This is a genomic window from Amycolatopsis magusensis (assembly GCF_017875555.1).
GTDB classification, from domain to species: Bacteria; Actinomycetota; Actinomycetes; order Mycobacteriales; family Pseudonocardiaceae; genus Amycolatopsis; species Amycolatopsis magusensis.
The window spans coordinates 833,109-845,139 of the sequence record NZ_JAGGMS010000001.1 but is presented as its reverse complement, the minus strand read 5'-3'; the positions used below and the strand labels follow the sequence as shown (position 1 = coordinate 845,139).

The following is a 12,031-nucleotide window of genomic DNA, read 5'->3' as shown; positions in this document are numbered from 1 at the left end:
GGCCCGTCCGCACAACGGTGTGCGGACGGGCCCGTTCCACGTGTGGTGGAGGCGGCCCAGCGCGCTGCGCTGATCGGAGTACGCTCAGCGCCCTCGTCTGCACACCCCGAATCGAAGGAGCACAGATGAGGCAGAAGGCTTCGCGCCTCGCCATCGCCACCGCCGGACTCGGCCTGGCCCTGTCCCTCACCGCCTGCGGTGCCGACCAGCCCGCGGCGAACAACACGGCGGCGCCCACCCCGGCGCCGTCCACCGCGTCGCCCGCTCCCTCTTCCGCCGCCGCGGCCGATGCGGCCACCGGTGCCTGGGTGAACGACTTCTGCGGGGCGCTGTCCCCGCTCGCCGAACTCGGCCAGTTGCAGCCGCCGGAGATGCAGCCCGGCGACCTCGCGGGCGCGCGCAGCGCGGTGGGCGACTTCCTCGGCAAGATCGAGGGCAGCGTCGGCCCGGTGGTCGACGACCTCGAGAAGCTGGGCACGGCCCCGATGCAGGCCGGTGAGGACGCGAAGGCCTCGGTGCTGGAGCTGTTCAAGCCGGTGCGCGACGAGGCCAAGTCGGCCAAGGAGAAGCTGGACGCCGCGCCCGCCAGCGACGCCAACGCGGTGAAGGAGGCGGCGACCAGCCTGCAGAACGTGGGCCAGGGCCTGCAGAAGGCCAGCACCGGCATGTCCTCGGCGAAGGGCACGGCCGAGGTCGAGGCCGCGGGCAAGGACCAGCCGAACTGCCAGAAGCTCAACGGCTGACCCAGTTCGTCCACGGGGGGGTCTGGTCGGGCAGAAATTTGCCAACCGGGCCCCCAATGGGTTGCGATCACCCCTGGGCGCTGTACCGTCGGATGCGGCTTTGCCCCCGGTGTCACAGGAGGTGTAGGCGTTGCGGCCCCGGATGGGTGTTTTCGCCGCGGTGGTGGGTGTCGGTGTGCTGCTGGGTGCCTGCGGGCAGCCGTCCGGCGAGAACGGGACCGGAACGCTGGTCGAGCCGGGAGCGCAGCCGCGGTCCGCGCCGGACGGCGATCCAGCGGTGACCTGGACCAACCAGTACTGCGGTGCGGTGGTGGGCCTCCTGGAGACGATGGCCGGGATGCCGCGGGTGGATCCGACCAGCCCGCAGACCGCCGCGAGCACGGCCAGCGAAATGCTCGGCACGCTGGTCGGCGGCCTGGACCGCACGCTGGTGAACCTCAACGGCCTGCCTGCCTCGCCCGCGCCGGGTGGCGACGAGGTCAAGCAGGCGGCGGTGAACAGCTACACCGATATTCGCGAGCGCGTGCAGCACGCCAAGAACCAGCTGGACACCGCCGGGCCGGGTACGAAGGACGGCCAGGCGGCCATCAGCGAAGCGGGCAACGCCCTCGACCAGATCGCGACAGCCGACCTGCTCAGCGGCCTCAGCGCTTCGCCCGTGCTGCAGACCGCCAGCCGTCAGGCGCCGACCTGCAGTTCCCTGACCGGCGAGAGCAGCTCGCCCAGCCTCGCCACCCCGCCGCCGCCGACGGCCTGAGCCCGGCGGTCGTAGCGGCGCGGTTACTATCCATACTCGAACGAATGTTCTAAACTGCCCGCGTGCGGCAGATCTCGTTCTTCTCCGTGGAAGCGAGTGGGCCACGGTTGTCCGACCTCGCCGGGGTGCTCTGCGCGCAGGGCAGGCCGACCGCCTTCGGGCGGACGGCGGCGCGCCTGCAGGTGGTCGTCGAGCAGCCATGGCGGGCGCGGCTGCTCGCGGCCGAGCTCGCCTGGCGTGGCGTGCGGGTCACGCTGACCCGGGCCGAATGCGGGAGTCCGCTGGTCCGCACGGCCTTCCAGGTCGACCTGCTGCCGATGGCGAACGCCTGGCTGGACGGTGACGAGAAGGTGGTGCCGCCGGGGTTCCGGCTCGACGGCGGGATGCTCCGGCTGTGGGCGCTGGCCGCCGGGCGCAACGAGTCCCGTGGCTACTTCTTCCCGTTCGATCCGGAGGTCCCGCAAACGCATGCGCCGCTCACCGCCGCGCTCGCGGCGGCGGGGGTGCCGGGGCCGGTGGTGGGCCCGCGCGGCGGCGGTCCGGCGGTGCGGGTGACCGGCAGGCGGCGGCTGGACACGCTCACCGAACTGATCGGGGATCCGCCGCCCGGCGCCGAAGCGCTGTGGCCGGGCGGCGCGATCGAAACCCCGGTCGAGAACCCCGCGGCCGCTATGGCCTGAGCAGCGAGAACCCGGGCTTGGGCAGCTCGCAGCCCGGCCGGTTCAGGTCCACGCGGCTGCCCTCACCGACGCACGCCGGGATGTGGTGGGTCTGCTGCCCGTAGTTGATGCCCTGGCGCACGGTCACGTTGCCCTGCTCGTCCACCTCGCAGGGGTTGTTCATGGTGCACTCCCCGCCCGACTCGTTGCCGGTGTTGTTCACCCCGACGACCTTGCCGCTGCCGGCGTCCACGATCGGCGAACCCGAGGTGCCGCCGATGGTCTGGCACTCCGGCGTGTACCGGATCGAGTCCCGCCAGGTCCAGTCGCCTTCGCGCAGTTCGTGCACGAATCCGTCCACGGAACAGCGGTAGATCTTCTGCCAGTAGCCGGAGACCACGCTGATGGGCGTACCGGCGCTGGGCCGCTCGGCCAGTTCGAGCGCGGAGATCCCGTACGACTGCTCTATCTGGGTGTAACTGACGTCGAGGCGGTAGAGCGCGGCGTCGGTGCCGGTCATGGTGGCGTACTCCAACCGGTTGGCCCGCAGTTGCCCGACTGCGCCGCTGCCGTCCGCCGAAAGCAGGGAGAAGGTGCGCGTGGACGGCTGGTCGACGAGTACCTCACCGGCGTCCGGGAAACCCTCTTCCAGGCAGTGGCCGTTGGTCAGGACGAGCGCGGGGTCGTCCGCGGCCGCGGTGGCGGTCTTCACCACCGAGCCGGAGCAGTTCGACAGCGCGACCGCGCCGGCGAAGTCGACGGCGGTGCTCGCCGCCGCCGGGAGCGCGCTGACCAGCGCGAATCCGGCTGTCGCGGCGAAGGTGGCGCCCAGCAGGCGTCGGATCATCGGGAATACCTTTCCGGTCGGGCGGCAGGTGCCAACGCAGAGGGTAGGCGATCGATTACCCAGGGGCCGATGGTTATTCCGGTGGACGATGTGTGTTAGCTCTGGAAAGGGAAACGTCCACGGCCCGCCGGCCGATGCGCTGGACGTGCGGTAATCGGCGTGTTGCGCCACCTGTGCGGACACGAACGGGCGGTGGCGTGCACACTGGCGGGTCGAACAGGCGTCGCGGTGACGGCGGCGAGGGATGAGCGGAGAGCGGAACAGCGTGGCTGGATCGACACGGACGAAGAAGACTGCGGGCAGCGATGGCGCCGCGGGCGGCCGGGCGACGAGCCGCGGCGCCGGGAGCAACGGCGCCGTGCGGCGCCTGGTGATCGTCGAGTCGCCGACCAAGGCCCGCAAGATCGCGCCCTACCTCGGCCGCGACTACGTCGTGGAGTCCTCGGTCGGCCACATCCGTGACCTCCCGCGTGGGGCCGCCGACGTGCCCGCCCAGTTCAAGGGCGAGTCGTGGGCCCGCCTCGGCGTGGACGTGGACAACGACTTCAAGGCCCTCTACGTGGTCACCCCGGACAAGAAGTCCAAGGTGACCGAGCTGAAGAGCCTGCTCAAGGACGTCGACGAGCTCTACCTCGCCACGGACCCCGACCGCGAGGGCGAGGCCATCGCCTGGCACCTGCTGGAGACGCTCAAGCCCAAGGTGCCGGTGCGGCGCATGGTCTTCCACGAGGTCACCGAGCAGGCCATCCAGGCCGCCGCGGCCAGCACCCGCGAACTGGACGGCGACCTGGTCGACGCCCAGGAGACCCGCCGCATCCTGGACCGGCTCTACGGCTACGAGGTCTCGCCCGTGCTGTGGAAGAAGGTCATGCCGAAGCTGTCGGCGGGCCGCGTGCAGTCGGTGGCGACCCGGATCGTGGTCGAGCGCGAACGCGAGCGGATGCGCTTCACCTCGGCGTCGTACTGGGACATCTCCGCGACCATGGACGCGGGCCCGGACGCCTCGCCGCAGACCTTCCCGGCGCGGCTGCTCTCGGTCGACGGCTCCCGTCTGGCGGCCGGTCGCGACTTCGGTCCGGACGGGCAGCTCAAGGCGTCCGCCTCCGAAGTGCGCATCCTCGACGAGACCGGCGCGAACCAGCTGGCGCAGGCCCTGCGCGACCAGGCGTTCGCCGTCTCGAGCGTGGAGGAGAAGCCGTACACCCGGCGGCCCTACGCGCCCTTCATGACCTCGACGCTGCAGCAGGAAGCCGGGCGCAAGCTGCGGTTCTCCTCGGAGCGCACCATGCGCACCGCCCAGCGCCTGTACGAAAACGGCTACATCACCTACATGCGTACCGACTCCACGACGCTGTCGGAGACGGCGATCCAGGCGGCACGCAGCCAGGCGGCGCAGCTGTACGGCAAGGACCACGTGGCCGACAAGCCGCGCCAGTACACCCGCAAGGTGAAGAACGCGCAGGAGGCCCACGAGGCGATCCGCCCGGCCGGTGAGGTGTTCCGCACCCCCGGTCAGGTCGCCGGGGAGCTGGAGACCGACGAGTTCCGGCTGTACGAGCTGATCTGGCAGCGGACCATCGCCTCGCAGATGGCCGACGCCAAGGGCACCACGATGTCGGTCCGGATCACCGGCAACGCGACCTCCGGCGAGGAGTGCGTGTTCTCCGCGTCGGGCCGCACGATCACCTTCGCCGGGTTCCTCAAGGCCTACGTCGAGGCGGTCGACACCGAGACCGGTGGCGAGGCCGACGACAAGCAGAGCCGCCTGCCGCAGCTGGTCAAGGACCAGGCGGTGACCGCGACCGAGCTGAGCCCGGACGGCCACACCACCTCGCCGCCGGCGCGGTACTCGGAGCCGAGCCTGGTCAGCAAGCTCGAAGAGCTCGGCATCGGCCGCCCGTCCACCTACGCCTCGATCATCAAGACCATCCAGGACCGCGGGTACGTCTGGAAGAAGGGCTCCGCGCTGGTGCCCTCGTGGGTGGCCTTCGCGGTGATCGGCCTGATGGAGCGGCACTTCGAGCGGCTGGTCGACTACGACTTCACCGCCGGCATGGAGGACGAGCTCGACCGCATCGCCGCCGGTGACGAGCAGCGCACGCAGTGGCTGTCGAAGTTCTACTTCGGCGGCGACATGGGCGTGGACGGCTCGATCGGGCGGCTCGGCGGGCTGAAGAAGCTGGTCGAGGGCAGCGTCGAGGACATCGACGCGCGGGAGATCAACTCGATCCCGCTGTTCAACGACGACGAGGGCCGGACCGTGGTGGTCCGCGTCGGCCGCTACGGGCCGTACCTGGAGCGCGAGGTCGACGGCGCTTCGCAGCGGGCGAACCTGCCCGAGGACCTGCCGCCGGACGAGCTGACCACCGAGATCGCGGAGAAGCTGTTCTCCACCCCGCAGGAGGGGCGCTCGCTGGGCACCGACCCGGTCAGCGGGCACGAGATCGTGGCCAAGGAAGGCCGTTTCGGGCCGTACGTGACCGAGGTGCTGCCCGAGCCCGAGCCGCTGCCCGAGGACGCGACGGCCGCGCAGAAGAAGGCCGCGAAGGCGAAGCAGCCGAAGCCGCGCACCGGTTCGCTGTTCAAGTCGATGTCGATCGAGACGATGACCCTGGAGGACGCGCTCAAGCTGCTGTCGCTGCCCAGGGTGGTCGGCAAGGACCCGGAGTCCGGCGACGAGATCACCGCGCAGAACGGGCGCTACGGGCCGTACCTGAAGAAGGGCACCGACTCGCGCTCGCTGGAGACCGAGGACCAGCTGTTCTCGATCACCCTCGAAGAGGCGCTGAAGATCTACTCGGAGCCGAAGCGCCGGGGACGGCAGGCCGCCGCGAAGCCGCCGCTCAAGGAGCTGGGCGACGACCCGGTGTCGAAGAAGCCGATGGTGGTCAAGGACGGCCGCTTCGGCCCCTACGTCACCGACGGTGAATACAATGCGACGCTGCGCAAGACGGACAGCATCGAGTCGCTGACCGCCGAGCGGGCCTCGGAACTGCTCGCCGAGAAGCGGGCGAAGGGCCCGGCGCCGAAGAAGAAGGCCCCGGCCAAGCGCAAGGCACCGGCGAAGAGCACCACGACGAAGGCGAAGTCGACGGCCAAGTCCAAGAGCTGACTTCGGGGCGGGCCGGGTCCGGTGGGCGGAAAACCTCGCCCATTGGGCGGATTCGGCCCGCTCGATCGTGGATACCCTGGAGGGTGACCCTTGCCAGGGACCACGAGGAGTGTGCGGTGGCCGACGGAAAGCTGTACGACGGCGACGGGACCCAGCCCCCGCCTCCGCCTTCGGCGTTCGCCGACCCGATGACCGGCCTGGCCGGTTCCGCCGATGGCGGGTCGGCGGCCGACGACGTGGAGCGGATGGAGATCGCCCAGCCGATCCAGCCGGACACCGACGCGGTCCGGGAGATGGTCCGCGCGGCGATGGCGAACGAGCCGGACCTGTTCGGCCCCCGGACCTCGCCCGAAGCCGGGGCCACGGAGGCCGCCACCCCAGCGGCCCCGCCCGCGCCGGAGCCACCCACCCCGGCGACCGGGCTCCAGGCGCCGATGGGCGTGATCCCACGTCAGCGCACCTGGCCCGCCCGGCCGCAGAACCTGATCCGGCAGCGTCTGCGTGGTGCCCGGCAGTCGGCCGCGCAGAAAGCACCCAGGGCACCGCGGCCGCGGACGCCCGCTTCGCGCGGGTCCGCGGGCGTGGCGATCGCCGTGGTGCTGCTGATCCTGTTCGTGGTGATCGCGATCCAGCTGGTCTCCAGCCTCGTCAGCGGGATCGCCGGGATCTTCACCTGATCCGTTCCCCCGCACCCTCCTGCCGCGCCTCTCAGCCGACCCGGGCTACGCTGACCCGCGAATGCCGGGGTATCCGTCGGGCGAGGTGGGACGATCAGTGAGGGCACGGGCGTGACCGCGGAGGCGGACGCGAAGCCGTCGGCGAACACGTCGACGATCTACCGCGCGCGCCGGGTGCTCGCGATCAAGCCCTTCCGGCGGCTGTGGGGGGTCACCGGTTTCTGCAGCACGGCCGACTGGCTGCAGCTGCTCGCGGTCTCCGCGCTGGCCAGCAACATGGCCAGCGGGTACGTCGCGAAGAACTTCGCCTTCAGCAGCGTCATCTTCACCAGCCTGATCCCCGGCCTGCTGTTCGCGCCCCTGGGCGGGCTGCTCGCGGACCGGTTCGACCGCCGCAAGGTGATGGTGGTGGCGGACGTCTTCCGCGCCGGGCTGCTGCTGTCGATCGTGCTGGTGGACACGCTGTGGTGGATCTACGCGGCGATCTTCCTGCTGAACTGCGCGGCGAGCATGTGGATCCCGTCGAAGGACGCGGCCGTGCCGAACCTGCTGCGCCGCCCCGAGCAGGTGGAGACGGCCAACCAGCTCGGCCTGGTGATGACCTACGGCGTGTCGGTGCTCTTCGGCGCCGGCCTGTTCACCGTGATCACCGGCGTGCGCACCACCTTCCACCTGCCGGACGACCTGCTCGGCGCGAACGGGGTGATCAAGCTCGGCATCATCATCGCCGCGCTGTTCTACCTGATCAGCTGCCTGAGCATCGCCTTCCGGATCCCCGAGCTGTCGCTGCGGAACGTGCACACCCCGCCCCGGCGCAGCGAACTGCCCCAGTCGCCGGAGGAGCAGCCCGGCTTCTTCCAGATGATCAAGGAGGCCGGCGGCTACATCCGCACCACCCCGCTGGTGCGCGGCCTGCTGATCGGCATGATGGGCGCGTTCGCCGCCGGTGGTGCCGTGGTCGGCTCTGCCCAGACCTACGCGCTGAGCCTGCTCGGCGGGGAGAGCGCCTGGGGCCTGCTGCTCATCTCGGTCTTCCTCGGCCTGATCGCCGGCATGGTCGGCGCGCCGAAGCTGGCGCGGCGGCTGCCGCACGACCGGCTGTTCGGCATCGCCATCGTGCTCGCCGGGCTGGCGCTGATCCTGGTCGCGCTGTCCCCGCACCTGGCCGTGTCGATGATCGTGGTGGCGGTGGTCGGCGCCTGTGCCGGCGCGGCCTTCCTGACCGGCGTGACGATCATCGGCTCCCAGGTCGACGACGCCATCCGCGGCCGGATCAACGCGATCTACCAGTCCATGCTCAAGGTGGTGCTCGGCGGCTCGATCGCGCTGGTGCCGCTGCTGGTCGGCCTGGTGCAGCCCCGCGAGGTCCAGGTGTGGGGTGGCCCGATCATCGTCGACGGCACGCGCCCGGTGATGCTCGGCGGCGGCTTGCTGGCCGCTCTTGTCGGGGTCATCGCCTATCGTCAGATGGACTCGCGCCGGAGCGAGCCGATCCTGTCCGACCTGCGCAACGCGCTGCGCCGCCGCCCGCGGCGGGTCAACGGGCTGTTGATCGCGGTGGAGGGCACCACGGCGACGGACACCGCCAGCCAGGCGGCCAAGCTGGCCGAGTGGCTCGACGGCGGGCCGCGCACGGTGGTGCTCGCGGCCGACCCGGCGCTGGACGAGCAGCGGCTCGAAGCGCTGCTGTCCGGGGCGTCGCTGTCGGGCGCGCGGGCGCAGGCGCTGGCCGCGGCGGCGGTCCGCGCGGACATCGTGGAGCGGGACGTGCAACCCGCGCTGGACGCCGGATCGGTGGTGGTGATGGAGCGGTTCGTCGACTCGCCGCTCGCGCACCTGTCCGCGGTGGCCGGGCTGGACGCGGAGGAGTTCGAAGGGCTGGCCGACTGGGCCACCGGGCAGCTGCGCCCGGATGTGACGGTGCTGCTGGACGCCGCGCCCGACGTGGTCGCGGAACCCACCCAGAAGCACGTGACGGACCAGCAGTGGCGCGTGCAGCACGTGCTCACGGAACTGGCTTCGGCCGATCCGGAGCGGTACGTGGTGGTCGACGCCGAAGGTACCGAGGACGAGGTCAGCGAACGGGTGCGGACGGCCGTGCGGGCGGTGCTGGTGGGGCCGTACGCCGGGCTGGCGCCCGTGGTGGTGGAGGAGGGCACGGCGTGACTTCCGGCGTCTGGTCGCAGTTGGTGGGCCAGGAGCCCGCGGTCGAGGTGCTCTCCGCGGCGGCGGCTTCCGCCGCGAAACTGGTCGACGGGGAGACCAAGGCGGCGGGCGCGATGACGCACGCCTGGCTGTTCACCGGCCCGCCCGGGTCGGGGCGGTCGGTGTCGGCGCGCACCTTCGCCGCCGCGTTGCAGTGCATCATCGGCGTCGGCTGCGGGGAGTGCCCCGGCTGCCGCACGGCCTTGGCGGGCACGCACGCGGACGTGAAGCTGGTCGTGCCGGAGGGCCTGTCGATCTCGGTGGCCGAGATGCGCGCGCTGGTGCAGGCCGCCGCGCGGCGCCCGACCACCGGGCGCTGGCAGGTGGTGATCATCGAGGACGCCGACCGGCTCACCGAGGGCGCGGCGAACGCGCTGCTCAAGGCGGTCGAGGAACCGCCGGAGCGCACGGTGTTCGTGCTCTGCGCGCCGTCGGACCACCCGGAGGACATCTCGGTGACCATCCGGTCGCGGTGCCGGCTGGTGAACCTGCGCACGCCGTCGGCGGCCGCGATCGCCGAGGTGCTGATCGAACGTGACGGGGTGCCGCCGGAGCGCGCGCAGTGGGCCGCTTCGGTGTGCGGCGGGCACGTCGGCCGCGCGCGACGGCTGGCCACGGACGAGAACGCGCGCGAACGGCGGGAATCCGTGTTGCGCATCCCGCTGGGCCTGCGGACCCCGTCGGACGTGTTCACCTGCGCGGACGGGCTGATCAAGGTCGCCGAGGCCGACGCGTCCGAGGAGAGCAAGGTCCGCGACGAGTCCGAGAAGTCCGAACTGCGCACCGCGATGGGCGGCGACGCGACCGGCAAGGGGCTCGGTGGCGCGAAGCGGGCCGCGGAAGCCGCGGTGAAGGCGCTGGAGAAGAAGCAGAAGTCGCGCTCGACGCGGACCCAGCGCAACACGCTCGACCTGGCGCTGATCGACCTGGCCGGGTTCTACCGCGACGTGCTGGTCACGCTGAGCCGGTCCGGGGCGTCGCTGACGCACCCCGACCGGGCCGGCGACATCACCGCCGCCGCGCGCCAGTGGTCACCGGAATCGACGCTGCGCCGGCTGGAAGCGGTACTGGAATGCCGCGAGGCGATCGAGTGGAACGTGAAGCCGCGCATCGCCATCGAGGCCATGGTCACCACCCTGCGCCAGGGCTGACGCCCCGGCGCAGGGTGCGCGATCAGCTCCTGGGGCGCGGCGAAGGCTTGACCGCGGTGGGTGCCGGTGCGGGCTTGCGGGTCCGGCGCGGCAGTGCGGCGACCATCACGACACCGATCAGCAGCAACGCGGTCCCGGACCAGAACAGCGGCACGGTGGCGTAGGCGGCGCTGGTCTGCGCGAGTTTCTTCGGCACACCAGGCGTCTCACCACCGCCGGGCGGCGGCGTGGTGGAAGTGCTCCCGCACTCGACGCCGTTCTCCGGCGCGTACGCCCGCGCCACCTGCTCGCCGAGCGTCAGCTGCGCCAGCGACGAGGGCAGCGAGGCCCCGGCCGCGCCGAGCGAGTCCTTCAGCGCCTTGGTCGGCAGCACCTGCAGGTCGAGCAGGCGGGCCGCGGCGCCGAGCTGGAAGCCCTTGAACGGGTCGGTCATGTCGAGCTTCTTGTCGTCGAGCTGCGCGATGCCCAGGCGCAGCACGCCGAGGTCGAGCACCTTGCCCGCGGTCTCGCCGATCGGCTGCACGCCCTTGGTCAGCGTGGACACCAGCCCGCCGACCACCGGCACGCTCTCCAGCGGGCCGAACTGCTGGGTCAGCCCGTCCAGCGGCAGGCCGACCGGGATGTCCTTGGTCGGGTTGGCCGCGTCGAGGGTGTAGAGGACCTTGCCCTGGCGCTCCACGGTGAGCACCGGGGCGGTGTACTCCACCTTCGAGGTCTCGCGCTTGCCGGTCGAGGTGACGCGCAGCGTCGGCTGGCTGGCCACCTTGATGGTCAGCTCGAGCGGGGTGCCCTTGAGCAGGTTGATGTTCGCCGCCTGCAGGGTCGAGGTGGACTCGACCGCCTTGTTCTTCGAGCCGGGGATGTCGACCAGGCGCACGGTGGAGCGGGCGGACAGCGTGTTCGGCAGGCTCAGCAGCGCGTTGGTGCCGTCGGCGCTGGTCTGCCCGCCGCCGGAGAGCAGCCCGCCGAGCGCCTGCAGGCCCTTGCCGGGCTCGAAGCCCTGCGCGAGCTTCGCGCCGGCGGGCAGTTGCAGGTTGGGCAGGCCGATGTTCGGCAGCGACGGGATCACGTTCAGCACGGACAGGCTGGCGACCTCGGTGGCCGCGTCGGCGATGGTGCCGACGCACGGGCCCTCGGTCGCGCTCCAGCGCGCGTGCGCGCTGCCGTTGAGCAGACCCACGTTGAGCAGCGGGTTCTTCGGGGCGTTCAGGCCACCGGTGCGGGGCTCGGCGTTGTCCGGCAGCGCGGTCTGCACCAGCGAGCCCGGCGCCTGAGGCGAGTTGCCCGCGATGGAAAGGCCCAGCGGTGAGGACTGCGCGACCGAACGCTCGTAGGAGAGGTACGCCTCGGAGTTCGCCTGCGCGCTCGCCAGGCCCATCCCCGCCTCGAGGGCGGCTTGCTTGGGCAGTTCCTCGCCGAGGCCGGGCAGGATCGCGTTGGTCGGCACGGCGTTCGGCAGCAGGCGCAGCACGCCCAGCCCGGTGCCCGCGTCACCGACCGCGTGCCCGAGCGGCTGCGGGTTCGACGGCTGGGTGATCGGTGCCTGGCCCGGGTTGTTCGGCTGGGGGATGGGCGTGGTGGGGATGGTGGTCTGGGCCATGGCTGGCACGGCGGAGAGGACGAGCACCGCTGCCGTGAGTGGCAGGGCGAGCGTCCGGGGCAGACTCGACCGCATCGGCGGGGTCCTCCTGAGCTGGGCAGGCGCTGGTGCCGTGCTTAACGACGGCGGGGTGGTGAAGTGACGCCGGAGGTTACCGTTACACTGGGAACCGGTCCTGCCGCCTTAGCTCAGTCGGCCAGAGCGATTCACTCGTAATGAATAGGTCAGGGGTTCGATTCCCCTAGGCGGCTCCACCGCTCACCAGGGTCTTTCCGGAATC

General features: G+C 71.5%; 9 protein-coding genes and 1 tRNA gene. 8 read left to right on the top strand and 2 right to left on the bottom strand.

The features are described from left to right. Positions 1-125: 125 nt before the first annotated feature. The 3 genes from JOM49_RS03975 to JOM49_RS03965 all read left to right on the top strand — a co-directional run bounded on the left by JOM49_RS03975 (position 126) and on the right by JOM49_RS03965 (position 2,180). Entirely contained in the window at positions 126-743 is a 618-nt protein-coding gene (locus JOM49_RS03975; protein WP_209663010.1) for a hypothetical protein, read from the top strand. 130 nt (positions 744-873) lie between these two features. Next, a complete protein-coding gene (locus tag JOM49_RS03970; RefSeq protein WP_209663009.1) occupies positions 874-1,500 on the top strand; it encodes a hypothetical protein in 627 nt (208 codons plus the stop codon). Between the two features lie 62 nt (positions 1,501-1,562). Beyond that, on the top strand, positions 1,563-2,180 hold the full coding sequence (locus JOM49_RS03965; protein ID WP_209663008.1) for a hypothetical protein: 618 nt from the start codon (positions 1,563-1,565) through the stop codon (positions 2,178-2,180). Here JOM49_RS03965 and JOM49_RS03960 read toward each other — a convergent pair. Further along, positions 2,170-3,006: a S1 family peptidase gene (locus tag JOM49_RS03960; RefSeq protein WP_209663007.1), complete on the bottom strand. Its 837-nt coding sequence runs from the start codon at positions 3,004-3,006 to the stop codon at positions 2,170-2,172. The genes JOM49_RS03965 and JOM49_RS03960 overlap by 11 nt on opposite strands. A gap of 244 nt (positions 3,007-3,250) precedes the next feature. On the opposite strand from JOM49_RS03960, the gene topA reads away from it, so the two are divergent. From topA to JOM49_RS03940, 4 genes are all read left to right on the top strand, one after another. Next, a complete protein-coding gene (topA, locus tag JOM49_RS03955) occupies positions 3,251-6,118 on the top strand; it encodes a type I DNA topoisomerase (RefSeq protein WP_209663006.1) in 2,868 nt (955 codons plus the stop codon). 116 nt (positions 6,119-6,234) lie between these two features. Further along, complete coding sequence (locus JOM49_RS03950; RefSeq protein ID WP_209663005.1) at positions 6,235-6,795, top strand: hypothetical protein; 561 nt, start codon at positions 6,235-6,237, stop codon at positions 6,793-6,795. Positions 6,796-6,906: 111 nt separating this feature from the next. Further along, entirely contained in the window at positions 6,907-8,961 is a 2,055-nt protein-coding gene (locus JOM49_RS03945) for a bifunctional MFS transporter/dTMP kinase (RefSeq protein ID WP_282773243.1), read from the top strand. After that, complete coding sequence (locus JOM49_RS03940) at positions 8,958-10,151, top strand: DNA polymerase III subunit delta' (protein ID WP_209663004.1); 1,194 nt, start codon at positions 8,958-8,960, stop codon at positions 10,149-10,151. Before JOM49_RS03945 ends, JOM49_RS03940 begins: the two co-directional genes overlap by 4 nt. Before the next feature lie 22 nt (positions 10,152-10,173). Here JOM49_RS03940 and JOM49_RS03935 read toward each other — a convergent pair whose 3' ends face one another. Further along, a complete protein-coding gene (locus tag JOM49_RS03935) occupies positions 10,174-11,826 on the bottom strand; it encodes a hypothetical protein (RefSeq protein ID WP_209663003.1) in 1,653 nt (550 codons plus the stop codon). Between the two features lie 102 nt (positions 11,827-11,928). Here JOM49_RS03935 and JOM49_RS03930 point away from each other — a divergent pair. Beyond that, positions 11,929-12,005, top strand: a tRNA-Thr gene (locus JOM49_RS03930). The last annotated feature ends 26 nt before the right edge of the window (positions 12,006-12,031 follow it).

What these genes read in the sequence shown, in the direction of transcription:
- JOM49_RS03975 (WP_209663010.1), top strand. Translation starts at nt 126, where the DNA reads ATGAGGCAGAAGGCTTCGCGCCTCGCCATCGCCACCGCCGGACTCGGC.
- JOM49_RS03960 (WP_209663007.1), bottom strand. Translation starts at nt 3,006, where the DNA reads ATGATCCGACGCCTGCTGGGCGCCACCTTCGCCGCGACAGCCGGATTC.
- topA (WP_209663006.1), top strand. Translation starts at nt 3,251, where the DNA reads ATGAGCGGAGAGCGGAACAGCGTGGCTGGATCGACACGGACGAAGAAG.
- JOM49_RS03935 (WP_209663003.1), bottom strand. Translation starts at nt 11,826, where the DNA reads ATGCGGTCGAGTCTGCCCCGGACGCTCGCCCTGCCACTCACGGCAGCG.